The organism is Prevotella sp. PTAC (assembly GCF_013166535.1).
In the GTDB taxonomy this organism is placed as follows: domain Bacteria; phylum Bacteroidota; class Bacteroidia; order Bacteroidales; family Bacteroidaceae; genus Prevotella.
Map to the genome: position 1 here is coordinate 22,615 of NZ_JABKKK010000010.1, position 16,156 is coordinate 38,770.

Here is a 16,156-nt window from a genome sequence, read left to right on the forward strand (position 1 = left end):
ATATTCACAAATAAGTGAACGACAAAGTCACCGCCACTCATTCCGTTCTGTCTCTCTCTGCCGCGACGGCATCACTATCGGGTATTTCGGATGCTGCCACGCCAAGATAGCTTTTCGACGAGTCGATGGCGATGAGCACTCCGTCGGCAATGCCGGTCGCGTCTGTGTGTGAGCGGAACACGGCCATCCCTGATACATGCTCGCCGAGATACGTCAGCGCCCCGTTTGCCGGGTTCATCCACCACACGTTCTTACGCTTTCCGCTGATTTTACGGAGGTCGACGGTCATGTCACGCCCCGTGTGGTTGTATACCAGCAGATAGTCTTTGCCCCGGGTGGCGATGAGACGTTCGTAGCGGATACCGTTGCCCGATATGACACCCTGATCGGGAATACGGTCGAAATAAGGCAGGGCGAGCATCAGACGCTTGATGTACTTCATCTGGTTGAACCCCGGGTCGTCCATAGCCTTGTACCACGGTTTGACATTGCCGTCGGCGAAATATGCGCCGTTCACTCCCGGCTTGGCAAACTGCATGATTGAATTGTTGCCGTATGTGTGTCCGCATGAGCCGGCGAACACCGACCAGTAGGCATAGCGACGCACGTCGGCGGCCGTCCACCGCGGCTCACCGGCATCGTGCAGCCCCTGCGGTATGTCCTCATAGCTCGGCTCTCCGTCGATAACCGGTTTTACCGGCTTATACGACCACGCCGAATCGACATACATCCAGCTGTCCTCCTCCGTGCCGTCGGGAATGGGATAATATTTGTTTCCCATACGCTGACCGTAGCGGCGGTGACCGCTCTGGAACATGTTGAAGTCGAGCCATGCACGGTCGTTAAACCATCTTGCCGACGTGGTGCGGCCACGCGGATGGAAGGTCATCAGATGGCCGGTGTCTATGCTTTTTATCGTCGTGGCCAGCGCATCCCATACCCCGGTGCGGATGTCGCCCTGAATATCGCCGCCCATTATCCACACGATGTTCTTGCGGTTCTTGTATCGGTTGGCGAGAAACATTCCATAACTGCGCGCCTGAGCCTCGTTCATCTGTCCGGCCTTCACCATGCCGCCCCAAATGCATACCATGCCGACGTATATTCCGTGAGCGGCGGCACGATCGATGATGTAGTCCATGTGGTCCCAATAGCCGTAAACGCCCTTGCGATCGACAGTGGAGAAGTCGAAACCGGCGGGCATGGACATCTGTCCGTATACGTTGAAAGCAGGTATGCCGTTGATTACCTGCACCTGCACGACATTGTATCCGGCCGCCTCGCAGCGCGAGAGATAGTACTCAGCCTCATCACGGTTGAGCCGCTCGGGCAGCAGCCAGCCTGTGTCGCCGAGCCAGAAGAACGGCCGGCCGTTGTCGAACATAAGAAAACGGCCGTCGGCCGATACTCTCAAGCGTCCGTTATCCCATGGTCTCGCTGCGGCGTACAGGCGGCCTACAGCTGTAAACATCATGGCGGTGACCGCCAGTAAAACAATATGATGTCTTTTCATTGTGTCTTTTTTTGATTTGTTTTCAAGATTGTCTTTATTTCACAAAGGTAGCGAAATCATATCAAAAAAAACGTATTTTCATACTGTAATTCACATGAAGCCGACAGAAACGACATTGAAAAACAACTCAACAAATTCGTTACATACAAATCAAGAACCGGAAAAATCGGGTCAGTAGAAAATTAGTGTGGATAAGCGTAAAGGTTTGCTATACGGAACAGGAAGAACTTCTTGTCAGCAACACCCCTAAGGTTTGCCCTGAATAGTTTTATCTTGGCATTGAATGATTCAGCCATCGCATTGGAATCACGGTTGTTGTAGAATTTCAATATTTCATCATAATGCTCATAGAAGGTTGCGGCGATGACGTTAAAGGAATGGAATCCTGCTTCTTCGACCTTGCTATACCACTTTGCCATAGACAAACGTGCGGCATCCTTGATTGTGTTTTTTGAAAAGATCATCCGCAAGGAATGGCACAGGCCGTATGCCGTTCTGATATCCGGATACTCTTCGAACAGAATGGCGGCACGCTGTTTCTGCCTGCCGGTCCATTTCTCGGCTGATTTGAACAGGAGATACCGTGAGCGTATGAGCAGTTCTTTGCGGGTATCACCATTGGGAAACCGGAACGGCACATAGTCCTCACCGTTCAGCTTGGCCTCTTCCATCTCGTCGTTTGCCTGCTGTATAGCTTCCCAACGGTGCTTGACCCGCAATTCCTGTACGGCGTCGCAGGCAAGCTTTTGGATGTGGAACCGGTCAATGACACGGCTCGCTTTTGGAAAAACCGACCGGACGATCTTGCGCATGGAATCAGACAGGTCGAGTGTGACCTCCTTCACTGCATGACGACGCTCATCATCAATGCGTTCCAGCACAGCGATGATATCCTCTGATTTTGTGCCTGCCACGATGGCAACCAGGGAGCGTTCACGTGTGCGGGCGTCACGGTTGGTCACAAACGTGTACAGTTCGCCGTTGGAGAGTGAGGACTCGTCGATTGCCAGCTTCGGACCGATATTCTCCGGAAACAGCAGCCATTTGTCGGCATGCCACAGTTGATCCCACTGCCGGAATCCGCTGGGCACTTCCTTATACCGCTTCTCGAACGTGTGGGAGTCAATATTGTAAAATTCCTCAAGCGTACGGCAGGTCACCGGGGACGTCTCCATACGTCTCTTTTAAAAAAGCTCCAAATTCCTTGGAGTAATGCGTGCCCTTGGCGACCACGTCAAGGGCTATCGGGATGCTGAAACTCTTGCCGGTCCTGATGTCTGTCCAACGCCTCCGCCGTATCCGAAGAATCACCTTGTGGCCTCTTATCGGAAAGTCCGTCACGCTTACAGGCTCCATAAAGCCTTTAGACTCAAAATGGACATCCGAGGACAGCTCTGAATCCATTTTCTCATCAAGATTAATGCGTATCTCTGTGGAGGTCTGAGATACACCGGAGATGGTGAAATAATCAAGTATCTGCGCCGGAAGAACTATTTGTGCCAATATTTGCAAGTAATCATTTTCCATGCTCCAAAGTTCGATATAACTTCTTTGGTATGAAAATTTTATCCCCACTAATTTTCTACTGACCCATAATTGGTGCTGACCTTAGTCGAAACTTCCACTTTGATTGAGTCATCCCCATCACTAAGCCGAGATGTTACTTTACTTGATGAACCGCACGCAGTAATTAATGTTCCTGCAAAAAAACAAGGTTGCAAGATTGGCTGTTTTTCTTATATTCATATTTTTATTTTGTTTAAATGACTGTTTTTTATCTTAATAGTAAATATAGGGGGTACGTATTATGCTGCTTGTTGTAAAGATAACGGTTTGTTTTTGTACTTACGGGAAAAAGTCGTATTTTTGCAAATCATTAACAATCAACCGATATGAATGTAAAGATAGAAGAGTCATGGCGCCGGCATATAGGAGATGAGTTTGATAAGCCGTATTTCGCCGGGCTTACGGAGTTTGTGCGTTCAGAATACACAAGTACCACATGCTATCCTCCGGGCAGTCTTATTTTCAACGCTTTCAACCTGTGTCCTTTCGACAAGGTGAAGGTTGTCATCATAGGGCAGGACCCGTATCACGAGCCAGGGCAGGCACACGGCCTCAGTTTCTCTGTCAACGACGGAGTGCCTTTCCCGCCATCTCTTGTCAATATTTTCAAGGAGATACAGCTCGACCTCGGCACACCGATGCCGGCGAGCGGCAATCTTACACGGTGGGCGGAGCAGGGTGTGCTTCTGCTCAATGCCACGCTCACGGTGCGTGCCCGTCAGGCGGCGAGCCATCAGCGGAGAGGGTGGGAGCGGTTCACCGATGCCGCCATACGGGCGCTCAATGCCGGCCGTGAGCACCTCGTGTTCATCTTATGGGGTGGCTATGCACGCAGCAAGGCATCGTTCATCGATACGTCACGGCATCTTGTATTGCAGTCTGTCCATCCGTCGCCGCTGTCTGCCAACCGTGGCGGATGGTTCGGAAACCATCACTTTTCCAGGGCGAACGATTATCTGGCTGGCAACGGTATAGAGCCGATAAGGTGGTAGCAAGCCTGCATGTGCTTGTACGGATGCATGCACTGGGAGAAATAAAACGATATAGCGTAAACATAAAAGGATGACAATAATATGGAAGACAGACTGCCGTCGATAATAGAAGTGGGTGACGTGCTGGTGTCGATAGACATATTCAGGGAGAAATTTTGTTGCGATCTCGATGCCTGTCACGGTGAGTGCTGTGTGGAGGGAGATGCCGGCGCACCGGTGACGATTGACGAGGTGGCAGCGATCGAAGATGCGGTAGAGACGGTGTGGCCCGGCCTCACGGCATCGGCACAGGCGGTGATAGACCGTCAGGGGGTGGCTTATACCGATGAGGAGGGCGACCTGGTGACGAGCATTGTGGGCGGAAAGGACTGTGTTTTCACATGCCATGAGGGCGGATGCTGTTTCTGCGCTCTCGAAAAGGCATATCGCGAGGGCAGTATAAAGTTTTGCAAACCGATCAGTTGCGCTCTTTACCCTATCCGCGAAGTGGCGTTGGGCAATGGCACCGTGGGGCTTAACTATCATCAGTGGGATGTATGTCGAGCGGCGATGGCCAAAGGTCGCGAGACAGGTATGCCGGTATACAGATTTCTTAAGGAGCCTCTTATACGGCGTTTCGGTGCCGGTTGGTACTCTATGCTCGAAGAAGCGGCCGACGAACTGAAGCGGATGGGGATGATATAAGGTTACCGTTTGCTTGCGTAGAGATACTTGCGGCTGTCCTATCGGAATGCCGCCATGAGGATGCCCGGCAGTTGCCGGGCATTATCTGTTGATGTCCTGTTGGCGGACTACGATTTTCTGTATTCCGACGGAGACATCCCCACATGCTCCTTGAAGTATTTGCCGAGAAAAGACTGGTTGGGGAAACACAGGTCGGTGGCAATCTCTTTTATACTCTTGGTCGAGTTCCTGAGCAGTATCCGGATTTCGAGTGTCACATATCGGTCTATCCATTCGTTCGGTGTGCGTCGGCTGACGTGCTTCACCGTCTCCGAAAGGTATTTCGGAGTGATACATAGCTGCTCGGCATACCAGCCTACACGGCGCTCGGTCTTGTAGTTGTCTTCGACGAGAAGGATGAATTTCGTGAAAATAGCGTCGGCCCGGTTCTGTTTCTTGTCGCTCTTTTTCTGCACCCGGTATATCACGTTGCCCATGTCGTAGAACATCGCCAGTACCAGCGTCCTTGACAGTTCGCGTCGGAATTGGTTTTCCGTGTCGGCGATTTTGCCCTTCAGCATGTCGCAGTAGCTTCTGAAGATGTCGGCTTCTTTCTGTGACAGGCTTACCACATGGTTGTTTCTCGAAAACATGAACAGTGTTGAAATGTCGCTCACGTTGCTTACCGTCTCGTAGAAAAATCCCACGGAAAGGACTATCAGCATGCCCTCGGCATCGTCGCTCGTGTGGTAATGTTCCACGATGTGGCGGTCTGATATGATTATGGCGTCGTTGGTTTTGGCGGTGTATCTTTGCGTGTCTACCGTAAATCCTATTTCCCCTTTAGTGCATATCGCCAGCAGTATGAAGTTCATCCGGTGGGGCTGTCCCGTGGTGGGAGCCAGGTTTATCTTGTCGGTAATGATGATGTCATTGCCGATGAAGTTTGTGGGAGTCCATTCTTTGATAACCTGTATGTTGGTATCCTTTATATGTTCTTTGTCCATTAATCCGTGATTTGGCACCGCAAATTTAATATAAATATTTGATGTTGTGACATAAAAGCATGATGAAATTATTTTGGTGACCTGATAAAAGCCCGATAAAAGCGGCGGCGGCGCTTAAAAACTCAAATCGGTTTCTCGGTTTTTATGCTACTTATTCGTATCTTTGCATGGTTAAATCACGGAATGTTTATATGCGGATACTGTATTTCATTATTCTTTGTGCTGTGCTTGCCGGATGTAAGGGATGGTTTGATTATCATCCGTATGATGCCCGTTTTGACGGAGAGCGCGATATAAACGCGCGAAACATGGAGCGGATAGAGCGTGCCTGCAAGGACAAAGACACTCTCCGTGTGGCGTTTGTCAGCGATACTCACGGCTGGTACGGCGACACGAAAGATATGGTGGAAGACATAAACGGCAGGGACAGCATAGACTTTGTTATTCACGGCGGAGACCTGACAGACTGCGGGACGACGAAGGAATATTTGTGGAAGCGCGACATCCTTTCGGCCGTTCGTGTGCCGTATGTGGCCCTGATAGGCAATCACGACTTCCTCGGCACTGGCGACGATGTGTATTCCGTGATGTACGGGCCGGCCGATTTCAGTTTCATCGCCGGCAGGGTGAAGTTTGTTTGCCTGAATACCAATGCCACCGAGTACGACTATCTGGCGGCTGTTCCCAACTTCGACTTCATGGAAAAGCAGATCGTCGAGGACGGAGAGCTTTTCGACCGTACTGTGATATGCATGCACGCACGGCCATACTGCGAGCAGTTCAATAATAATGTGGCAAATGCTTTCGAGCATTACGTGCTTCGTTTTCCCGGCATCATGTTCTGTCTCAACGGTCACGACCACTGTTTGCAGACAGAAGATATATACGACGACGGCCTTGTATACTATGGAGCGCCGAACATAGAGAAGCGCAGTTATTTTTTGTTTACCATCACTCCTGGCGGTTATGACTATGAAATCATACATTTTTAAGTTCTGTTTGCTGTTTGTCGCGATGTCTGTTTTGTCGCCGTTATGCCGTGCGTCGGCATCGGATGCCATGATGCCTTTGAGTGCAGGACCACATGCCGCGGACAGTGTGGAAGGTGGCGGGAAAGAAAACGCGCCGACAAGGTATGATATCAGGGTGGAGAGATACCGCAGGATGTGGAACTTTCTCATACCTACGCAGATTATAGTCCAGTATGCCGGCAATATGGGTATGATGTCGTTGGGTGTCGGGTGGAACTACGGTAACAGACGGCAGTATGAGACCAATCTGCTTTTCGGCTATCTGCCGCGTTTCAACAGCGAGCGTGCCAAGACTACTATGACGATAAAGCAGAATTATATTCCGTGGAGGATAGACCTCGGTGGTGATTTCAATGCCGAGCCGTTATCGTGCGGCATATATTTCAATACTGTTTTCGGGCATGAGTTTTGGGGGCGTGAACCGAAGCGGTATCCCGATAAGTACTATCAGTTTCTCAGCACGAAAGTGCGAGTGAATGTCTTCGTGGGGCAGCGTGTGACGGCTGTCGTGCCCCGCAACAAGCGCAAGTTCATCAAGAGTGTCACGGCATTTTACGAAGTGAGCACGTGTGATATATACCTGCGTGCCATGATTCAAGACGGCAATGTGAGCCTCGGAGACGCATTCGGGTTGTCGCTCGGACTTAAGGTGCAGATGTTTTAAAAGGCTGTCATTGAGGAGGTGGGTAGTAAGGAGATGAGTAGTAAGGGATAAGTGGTTGTATGGTAAGCGGTAAATGGTAAATGGATTGGCGGTAAGTCTGTATATATGTTGTGGAAATATATGCGGTGGGTATTGTGTGTTGGATGTGTCTTTAAATTCCATCCGGAGTTTGCGGGCGATAGTTTCATCGGTTTATTTAACTCCCGGTAAGATTTTCTTTAATCTCTGATATACTTTTTGTCTCCTGAATAAAACGTCTTTTTATTGCTGATAAGTAAAAAGCCGGCGTTGAGCCGGCTTTTTGGTTTTATGCGTCGATGTTTGCGTATGTCGCGTTCTTTTCTATGAATTCTCGTCTGGGTTCCACGTCGTCGCCCATCAGCATTGAGAAAATCTCGTCGGCTTCGGCGGCGTTTTCTATGGTTACCTGTTTCAGCAGGCGTGTCTCCGGGTTCATGGTTGTCTCCCACAACTGTTCGGGGTTCATCTCGCCGAGACCTTTATAGCGTTGCGTGTGGATGTTTTTTCCATCGTCTGTCCCATCGCCCCATTTGTCTATGAATGCCTGTCGCTGTTGCTCGGTGTAGCAATATTCCTTGGCTTTGTTCTTGTATGTACACTGATATAGCGGCGGCGTGGCGATGTACAGATGTCCGTCTTGTATCACTTTCGGCATGAACCGGTAGAACAGTGTCATTATCAGCGTGTCGATGTGTGAGCCGTCGACATCGGCGTCGGTCATGATTATGATTTTGTCGTAGCGCAACTTGTCGATGTTGGCTTCCTTGTCGGCCTCGCCGTCCACACCGAATCGTACACCGATGCTCTGTATGATGTTCATCACAGACTCGCTTTCGAATACCTTGTGCCACATAACCTTCTCCACGTTGAGTATCTTTCCTCTCAGCGGCAGTATGGCCTGAGTGTACCGGTCGCGGCCTTGTTTTGCAGAACCGCCGGCCGAGTCTCCCTCGACAAGGAATATCTCGCATACCTTCGGATCCTTGTTGGAGCAGTCTGCCAGCTTTCCGGGCAGTCCGCCGCCTGTCATCGGGTTTTTGCGCTGCACGCTTTCCCGTGCTTTTCGTGCCGCAATGCGCGCCGTGGCGGCCAGTATCACCTTGTCGCAGATTTGCTTTGCCTCTTTGGGATGCTCTTCGAGATAATATGCCAGCGCCTCGCCTACTGCCTGCTGCACGGCTCCGGCCACCTCGCTGTTGCCGAGCTTGGTCTTTGTCTGGCCCTCAAACTGCGGCTCGCCCACCTTTATCGATATTACGGCGGTGAGTCCCTCGCGGAAGTCTTCGCCCGCAATCTCGATTTTCGCTTTCTCTATCTGCTTTGAGATTACCGGGTCGGCATCGGCATATTTCTTCAATGTGCGTGTCAATGCCATGCGGAAGCCTACGAGATGGGTGCCTCCCTCGATGGTGTTGATATTGTTGACATACGAGTGTATGTTCTCGGCATAGTCGGTATTGTACATCACGGCTACCTCAATCGGTATGCCCTGCTTCTCGGTTTTGAGGTATATCACGTCGTCGAAGAGGTGTGTGCGGTGACGGTCCACGTAGCGCACGAACTCTTTCAGTCCGTCTTTTGCGTGAAACACCTCGCTGCGTGTGTTTCCTTCATCATCGGGGCGCATGTCGGTCAGCGTTATTGTGATTCCGGCGTTGAGATAGGCCAGTTCGCGCATGCGCTTCGCTATGATGTCATATTTGTATTCCGTGGTGGTGAAGATGTTGCCGTCGGGCCAGAATTGCTGGCGTGTACCACGCTTGTCGGTCTCGCCCACGACCTTGACAGGATACATGGGCTTGCCGCTTTCGTATTCCTGTTGGTATATCTTGCCGTCACGGAACACCTGGGAGAGCATGTGCGTGGAGAGCGCGTTGACGCAGCTCACGCCCACGCCGTGCAGTCCGCCGCTGACTTTGTAAGAGCCTTTGTCGAACTTTCCACCGGCATGCAGCACTGTCATCACCACTTCCAGCGCCGACTTGTGGAGCTTCTCGTGCTCGTCTACGGGTATGCCTCGTCCGTTGTCCTGTACTGTTATCGAGTTATCTTCGTTTATCGTTACTTCGATGTGGGTGCAATAGCCGGCCATGGCCTCGTCGATAGAGTTGTCCACCGTCTCGTTGACGAGGTGGTGCAGACCTTTCTCGCTGATGTCTCCTATGTACATCGCGGGGCGCTTGCGCACGGCTTCAAGTCCTTCGAGGACCTGAATGTTACTCGCGGAATAATTGCTTTCCTTGGTTATGTCTTCTGCCATATTTCCTTTTAGGGTTATTACCATGCAAAATTAATAAAAAAAAACGGTTCGGCGAAAGATTTTCACCACATTTACAGATGTTTGCAACGATAAAGGAATTTTAAATGCGGTGTGTCCCGGCAGGTTGGTTTGCGGCGTGTCGTTTTCCTGTTGTGCCGTCATTGTTTTGCGGTAGTGTTTCCTATGTTTGGCTGCTGGATGCCGGCTGCCGGCTGTTGCCCTCTCTTGTTATTGGATTATCTTCGTTTATCGTTACTTCGATCTTGGCGTGGGCAATGATGTGGGCGTGGACAATAAAAAAAGCTGCGGTTTCCATACGGAAACCGCAGCCAATAAATATAATCTATTGGGTCTTATTATCCAAGTTTGTTGATATGCATAGCCAGCTTAGACTTCAGGTTGGCCGCCTTGTTCTTGTGGATGATGTTGGTCTTAGTCAATTTGTCCAGCATCTTCTGCACCGTGGGATACAATTTCACAGCCTCTTCTTTGTCTGTAATAGCGCGCAACTTACGAACAGCATTGCGCATAGTCTTTGCATAATATTTATTGTGCAGAGCTCTTTTCTTCTCCTGGCGGATTCTCTTAATTGCTGATTTGTGGTTTGCCATTTTAATTATGTTCTTTTATTTATTGGTAGTCCCTAGGAGAGTCGAACTCCTCTTTAGAGAATGAAAATCTCTCGTCCTAACCGATAGACGAAGGGACCATAGCTTCGTTTTGCGGGTGCAAAGTTATGACTTTTATTTAATATCACAAAATTTTTTCGTGGAAAAATTCATTTTGGGCGCAGTTTTTATGTGAAAAAGCAATATCTTTGCATAAAACAAGCTGCGTCTCAGCAATTTGGAACACGTTCCATTGCGTTCGACTTGCATTGTTTTTGCATAAAACAAGCTGTATGAGAGCGGCTTAAAGCGGGTTTTGTCTCATTTCTTCGCGTTATGCGCGTTCTTTTAATCTGTGTTTTCCAGTATGTTGATAAAGACCGAAGCAGTTGTGTTGCACACCGTTAAGTACGGCGACAATAAAGTGATAGTTGACATGTTCACCGCCGGTTATGGCAGGATGGGCTTTGTGGTTGGCATACCCAGGTCGGGCAGGTCCGGCGTGCGCAAGCAGTTGTTTCAGCCTATGGCCTTGCTTGAGGTGGAGGCCGACATAAGACCGAGGCTGAAGTTGCAGAAACTGCGTGCCGCAAGGCTGGCATATCCCATGACGACGGTGCCTTTCGAGCCGGTGAAGTTATCCATGGCTCTCTTTACCGCCGAGTTTCTTTATTATGCCCTGCGTGGCGAGCAGGAGAACCGACCGCTTTTCGATTATATATCCGGCAGTATGCAGTGGCTCGACCGCCGTGAGGGGCGGTATGCCAATTTTCACCTCGTCTTTTTGATGCGCCTTTCACTCTTTCTCGGTTTTTATCCCAATCTCGAAGGTTATCATGACGGTTCATGCTTTGATCTGCGTGCCGGATGTTTCTGCGCCGGCGTGCCGCCGCACGGCGACTTTCTCGCCCCTCAGGAAGCGAGGCTTATCGGTGTCCTTATGCGCATGGGTTTTTCCACGATGCACTTATACAGGATGTCCCGCACGGAGCGTAACCGTTTTATAGAGGTGATCATCACATATTACCGCATTCATATTCCCGATTTTCCGGAGTTGCGCTCGCTTGCAGTGCTGCGCGAGCTGTTTGTCTGATTTATGGCCGTGCGCGGTTGTTGTGCTTTCCATGTCTGTTTGTTTATTTTGTGTTTTTGATGCCATAGCTTTGTCTGTGCCATGATGTGTGAATGTGTAATAATAAAGTCACGGATTTAACACTTTGTTTTCTGCTGAAATAGAAAACAAAGTCGATACGCACCGCTATATGCAATACGATATGCCGCTTTTCGCCATTTACGAAAAGCGGCGTTTTTCCGCAACGGGACGCTCGTTGGAGTGCGTTTGGTTGCCGGTTGCGTCGCGTTTGGATACCCGTTGGCTTCCATTTAGACGCTAAACGCAAGCCAACGGGACGCTGAATTTAAAAAAATAGTGAGGGTAGGTGGGTAGGTTTTACTGAGGATGTAGGTGAGGTAGGCGTATTGGGTTGATGTACAGGTGGTTGTGAAAGGCAGTTCATAATTCGCTTGTTTCAGGCCTTTGGGTTTTAATTTTGAAACGGGCGAGATATAAGCGGCTGTTTGTAAATATTGTGTCAGGCATTTTTGGCAAATGCTTGTCCGTGCTATGCGTATGTCGGCACGGTTGTGTATGGGGGGATTGTGTGTCGACTGCACCGGTGTCTTTACGGTATGGTGATGTGCGGGATGTGGAATAATGATGTTTTTCACATTATTCATGGCGGAGCGCCGGTATTATGAGAAAGCTCCCCGGAAGGCATGTCTTCCGGGGAGCTTGGTGTCTCGGTGATTGTCTCAAGGTGTGGGACTGTGCGGTTTATTTAAGCGAGAATTTGGGAGCTTTGTTGAGTTTGCGTGCCGCCGGCATGTTATTCTTGCTTGTGATATGCTTCTTGGCGGCAGATGTAGCCGGTACGTTGATGTTCTCATTTATCGCCCATTGCGAACCGTCGAGGTGCGCGTGGAAGTTCATGCGTGTCACGGTTGTGCCGTCCTCGTTCTTTGCCATGATGAGCAGCGACATCCATTCGTTGGGAACTTCGTTGTTGGTGTATGTGTATTCACCGAATTTGTTTATGTCGGATGTCACGTCGGTGGCATCGCCGCCGGCAGCGAGGTCGGCCAGCGTGTATCCCATGTTCAGCCTGTCGTCAAGGTTTGTCTCGTTCATCAGGCGCACGTAGGCTTCGGTCACGTTGCTCGGGGTTATCTCGAAATTGACGCTTACCTTGCCTTCGCCCTTTGACTTGGAGAATATGGAGATCTTCGGGCCTTCTTTTTCCTGGGCTATGGGAGTGATTCTGGCGAACGTCTCGTCTTTCGCCCAGTCGCCGTTGGCGTCTACTCCGAGTATATACATGGCGTAGTCGGTCTCTTCGTCTACCTGCCATCCGTTCGGATCGTTCTTCAGCTCATCGAGAGTCCATACCTGGCCGAATGCGAACATCGTATATTCGTAGCCGTAGATCTGGATGAATGCCTCCATGACATCCTTATGTCCGTAGAGTGTGTATATGCGCAGGATATCATCGCTTCCGTTGAAGTCGAACATGGCCTGGCCGGCCTCGTTCTGTCCCTTGTAGCTTACGGATACGTTGCCGGCGCTCACATCGGCCTTCTTAGTGGCCGTGTCCGTGATTTTCATTGTCTCGCCGAGTGTGTCGTCGTTGTTCAGCTCGCATACGGCGAGATAATAGTTCAGTCCGGCTACGATGTTGAACTTATGTCCGGAGCCGTCGTCCTCGTTGTCCTGCATGCGGTATGTGGCGTTGCCTTGTCCGGCATATCCGAAATGCGTCATGCACATTCTGAGGCATGCTTCGAGCACTTCGGGAACAACCTGGTCTATGGTCGTGTCGTAATATGATTGCAGGAAGATGTTGAGAGTGGGCTCGTCAATTACCATGTGTGCGTAAGTGGTGTTCTGGTTGGCCGTGGTTACGCTGTATGTGATGTAGTTCTTTCCTGTCTCGTTGACTTCGATGGCCACTTTCTCCTGGTCTTTCACTCCGTCGGGCAGTTCGAACGATATGTAGTCTACGTCTTCCGCGTTCATCTTGGCAACCACTTTGTCGCCCTTTATCATGTATATGGTCTCCTGGGCGCTGGCTGTTGCCACCATGCCGGTGATGATCATTATCGCTAAAAGTAATCTTTTTATCATCGTATCAGTGATTTTTTGTTGTTTGTAATGTTGTTTCCGGTTATTATCTCTTTATGAATTTGCGTGTCGTTCCGTCGGTCTTTATTATGTATGTGCCGGTGGGGTAATTACCTACGTTTACCGTTCCGTTGCCCTCACTGCATGTGGCGCGGCCGACAATCCGTCCCGCCGCGTCGTAGATCTCTATATTGGCGTCTGCCGTAGCGCCGGAGATACGTATGCTGTTGCCGTCGGCCTTTATGCTCAGTGTGTTGCCGTTGACGGCCGTTATGCCGTCTGTGATGTTGCGGTCGTCGAGCACGATTTTCGCGATATCGCTCATCCGGTGCTTTGCGGGAGTGCCGCTTTTCGGGACGACAGTGACAAATCCTTGGCCGATTTCGATTTTGTCTATTTCCGACTTGGACATGGCATGGTTGCTGTTGTCCTGATACAGCACGTTGACATATTGGGTCTGTGCTTTCATGCCGATAGACATTCCCGCCAGGGCCAATATTAACAATGTGTACTTTTTACTCATGTTGGGTTGTTCTGATGTTGCAAGCTCTGTGTCGAATATTAACATGACAGCCGGCATCAGAGCTCTCAATGCGGCTGTCATGTTGTATTTTGTGGCGCTGCTGTCAGGCGAGCAGCTTTTTCACTATGTCTGATATGGTCTTGCCGTCGGCCTTTCCGGCGAGCTGTTTGCTTGCCAGGCCCATCACCTTACCCATTTCCTTGATGCTTCCGGCGCCGGTCTGGGATATTATTTCTTTTACTGCGGCCTCAATCTCGGCCTCGGTCATGGGTTGCGGCAGGTAGCTTTCTATCACTTTCACCTGTGCCAGTTCGGCGTCGGCGAGGTCTTGGCGGTTCTGGCTTACGTACAGGTCGGCTGCGTCATGGCCTTGTTTTGCCAGCTTTTGAAGTATTTTCATGGCAGCCGCGTCTTCGAGAGTGTCGTTCGCTCCGGGTGCCGTCTTGGCCTCGATGAATACTTTCTTTATGTTGCGGAGGGCTTCAAGGGCAGTTTTGTCCTTGGCCTTCATTGCCGCAACGATGTCTTTGCTTACTTGCTCGAATAGTGTCATATCTGTTACTGTTAGATGTTAAACGTGAGATGTTGGATATTTAATTTAAAATTTCTGGTGCCACCCGTTAGGGCATGAGGCACTCTAAAGCCGCAAGGTAATGGCATTTTTTTTACGGTTTGGGGCCGTTCGTTTTGTGTCTGTGCCCGATTGTGTGCCTTGTCTGGACGTTCCCGTGTGTCCCCGTGCCCGTCTATGCGAATACTATCGTGCCCTGCACGGCGTCTTTCGGGTCTTCTTTGGTGTCGCTTACCATTTCTTCACCGCATGCCTGGCTGTGTATGCTGTCGAGGATTTCCCTTGTGCGCTTGTATGTAGGCGTGGACTCCACTGCCGAGATGACATTGTCGTTGTCGAGATCTTCGGGGCGGAAGAAGTAGATGTTCGGCCTCCGCTTGTATTTCTTGTTGCTGTTGTCGCTGCCGTAGTAGTGCCCGCGGCGCTCCATCAGTTTGGCCTCTTTTTCCTGTGCGGCGGCTATGAGGTTGGCTTCTTCCTGGGTATGGCGCTTCATGTGCATGTCCATTCCGTCTATGTTGGTCATGCCGAAACCTGTGGCGAGTATCGTCACCTTCACTTTTTTGCCCAGTTCGGGATCCGTGGCGAGTCCCCATTTGATTTCAAAGTCGCTTCCGAACTTGGCCATGAAGTCGTTCACGTCGTTCATCTCCTCCATCATCAGGCTGTCTTTTCCGTCTTTCTGTCCGCAGAACGATATGCTGAGAAGTATCTTTTTGGAGTTGAACACATCGTTGTCGTTGAGCAGCGGCGAGTTGAGCGCGTCGTCGATGGCTTTCTTCACGCGGCCCTCGCCCTCTCCGTAGCCTGTGCTCATGATAGCCACGCCACCGTCTTTGAGCACTGTTTTGACATCGTTGAAGTCGAGGTTGATGAGTCCGTGCACCGTGATTATCTCGGCGATGCTCTTTGCCGCCACGCTCAGTGTGTCGTCGGCCTTGCCGAAAGCGTCGAGGACGGTGAGGTCGGGATATATCTCACGCAATCTTTCGTTGTTGATTACGAGCAGTGCGTCTACGTGTTTCGACATCTCCTCGACACCGTCCAGGGCCTGGTCTATCTTGCGGCCGCCCTCGAAGCGGAACGGGATTGTGACGATACCGACCGTCAATATGCCCATCTCCTTGGATACCCTGGCTATCACCGGTGCGGCTCCAGTGCCGGTGCCGCCGCCCATGCCGGCGGTGATGAAGGCCATGCGGGTGCCGTCGCTGAGCATGTTCTTTATGTCGTCGAGGCTCTCTTCGGCTGCCTGTTTGGCCTTGGACGGCTTGTTGCCAGCTCCCAGTCCCTCCTTGCCGAGTTGCAGGTGTACCGGTACCGGTGAGTCGTTGAGTGCCTGGTTGTCTGTGTTGCAAAGCACGAACGACACGTCGTGTATGCCTTCGCGGTACATGTGGTTCACGGCGTTGCCTCCGCCGCCACCCACTCCGATGACCTTGATGATGCTGTGCTCTTTCTCCGGCATGCCGAAGTCTACTATATCTATGTTGCTGTTGTTCTCTGTCATACTCTGATGTTGTTATGTTCTCGGGTTGTTACCTTTCTGTTCTCACTAC

Annotated in this window: 15 protein-coding genes and 1 tRNA gene; 5 read left to right on the forward strand and 11 right to left on the reverse strand. The window is 50.6% G+C overall.

Features of this window, described 5'->3' with window-relative positions; genetic code table 11:
• Positions 1-37 precede the first annotated feature (37 nt).
• The 3 genes from HPS53_RS08755 to HPS53_RS08765 form a co-directional block, all read right to left on the reverse strand.
• The gene (locus HPS53_RS08755) at positions 38-1,513 is read right to left on the reverse strand and encodes a glycoside hydrolase family 140 protein (protein WP_172205717.1); all 1,476 of its coding nucleotides are present in this window, start codon (positions 1,511-1,513) and stop codon (positions 38-40) included.
• Positions 1,514-1,695: 182 nt separating this feature from the next.
• Complete coding sequence (locus HPS53_RS08760; protein ID WP_172205719.1) at positions 1,696-2,688, reverse strand: transposase; 993 nt, start codon at positions 2,686-2,688, stop codon at positions 1,696-1,698.
• Entirely contained in the window at positions 2,654-3,040 is a 387-nt protein-coding gene (locus HPS53_RS08765) for a hypothetical protein (RefSeq protein ID WP_172205721.1), read from the reverse strand. The genes HPS53_RS08760 and HPS53_RS08765 overlap by 35 nt, the downstream gene beginning before the upstream one ends.
• A 365-nt stretch (positions 3,041-3,405) precedes the next feature.
• Between HPS53_RS08765 and ung the strand changes: the two genes are divergently transcribed.
• Together ung and HPS53_RS08775 are read left to right on the forward strand one after the other, a co-directional pair.
• Entirely contained in the window at positions 3,406-4,071 is a 666-nt protein-coding gene (gene ung / locus HPS53_RS08770; protein WP_104368293.1) for a uracil-DNA glycosylase, read from the forward strand.
• 81 nt (positions 4,072-4,152) lie between these two features.
• Entirely contained in the window at positions 4,153-4,755 is a 603-nt protein-coding gene (locus tag HPS53_RS08775) for a DUF3109 family protein (RefSeq protein WP_172205723.1), read from the forward strand.
• Between the two features lie 107 nt (positions 4,756-4,862).
• On the opposite strand, the gene HPS53_RS08780 is transcribed toward HPS53_RS08775, so the two are convergent.
• Positions 4,863-5,741, reverse strand: coding sequence for a helix-turn-helix domain-containing protein (locus HPS53_RS08780; RefSeq protein WP_104368291.1), 879 nt, complete (start codon positions 5,739-5,741; stop codon positions 4,863-4,865).
• A 191-nt stretch (positions 5,742-5,932) separates the two neighbouring features.
• Here HPS53_RS08780 and HPS53_RS08785 point away from each other — a divergent pair, with 191 nt between their 5' ends.
• Both HPS53_RS08785 and HPS53_RS08790 read left to right on the forward strand, forming a co-directional pair.
• Positions 5,933-6,733, forward strand: coding sequence for a metallophosphoesterase (locus HPS53_RS08785; RefSeq protein WP_104368290.1), 801 nt, complete (start codon positions 5,933-5,935; stop codon positions 6,731-6,733).
• Positions 6,714-7,436 carry a hypothetical protein gene (locus HPS53_RS08790; RefSeq protein WP_104368289.1) on the forward strand — a complete coding sequence of 241 codons (723 nt, stop codon included), beginning with the start codon at positions 6,714-6,716 and terminating at the stop codon, positions 7,434-7,436. The genes HPS53_RS08785 and HPS53_RS08790 overlap by 20 nt, the downstream gene beginning before the upstream one ends.
• A 307-nt stretch (positions 7,437-7,743) precedes the next feature.
• Here HPS53_RS08790 and gyrB read toward each other — a convergent pair whose 3' ends face one another.
• From gyrB to HPS53_RS08805, 3 genes are all read right to left on the reverse strand, one after another.
• Positions 7,744-9,717, reverse strand: coding sequence for a DNA topoisomerase (ATP-hydrolyzing) subunit B (gene gyrB, locus HPS53_RS08795; RefSeq protein WP_172205727.1), 1,974 nt, complete (start codon positions 9,715-9,717; stop codon positions 7,744-7,746).
• A 356-nt stretch (positions 9,718-10,073) separates the two neighbouring features.
• Positions 10,074-10,328 (reverse strand): 30S ribosomal protein S20, encoded by a 255-nt coding sequence (gene rpsT / locus HPS53_RS08800; protein WP_104370088.1) that lies wholly within the window; start codon positions 10,326-10,328, stop codon positions 10,074-10,076.
• 23 nt (positions 10,329-10,351) lie between these two features.
• Positions 10,352-10,426 (reverse strand) — tRNA-Glu (locus HPS53_RS08805).
• A 266-nt stretch (positions 10,427-10,692) separates the two neighbouring features.
• Between HPS53_RS08805 and HPS53_RS08810 the strand changes: the two genes are divergently transcribed.
• Positions 10,693-11,418 carry a DNA repair protein RecO gene (locus HPS53_RS08810; RefSeq protein ID WP_172205729.1) on the forward strand — a complete coding sequence of 242 codons (726 nt, stop codon included), beginning with the start codon at positions 10,693-10,695 and terminating at the stop codon, positions 11,416-11,418.
• 741 nt (positions 11,419-12,159) lie between these two features.
• Here HPS53_RS08810 and HPS53_RS08815 read toward each other — a convergent pair.
• The 4 genes from HPS53_RS08815 to ftsZ form a co-directional block, all read right to left on the reverse strand.
• On the reverse strand, positions 12,160-13,506 hold the full coding sequence (locus HPS53_RS08815) for a hypothetical protein (protein WP_172205731.1): 1,347 nt from the start codon (positions 13,504-13,506) through the stop codon (positions 12,160-12,162).
• Positions 13,507-13,549: 43 nt separating this feature from the next.
• Positions 13,550-14,026 carry a T9SS type A sorting domain-containing protein gene (locus tag HPS53_RS08820; RefSeq protein WP_158249603.1) on the reverse strand — a complete coding sequence of 159 codons (477 nt, stop codon included), beginning with the start codon at positions 14,024-14,026 and terminating at the stop codon, positions 13,550-13,552.
• Between the two features lie 103 nt (positions 14,027-14,129).
• On the reverse strand, positions 14,130-14,579 hold the full coding sequence (locus HPS53_RS08825; RefSeq protein WP_172205733.1) for a GatB/YqeY domain-containing protein: 450 nt from the start codon (positions 14,577-14,579) through the stop codon (positions 14,130-14,132).
• Between the two features lie 193 nt (positions 14,580-14,772).
• A complete protein-coding gene (ftsZ, locus tag HPS53_RS08830) occupies positions 14,773-16,107 on the reverse strand; it encodes a cell division protein FtsZ (protein ID WP_104370083.1) in 1,335 nt (444 codons plus the stop codon).
• Positions 16,108-16,156: the final 49 nt, after the last annotated feature.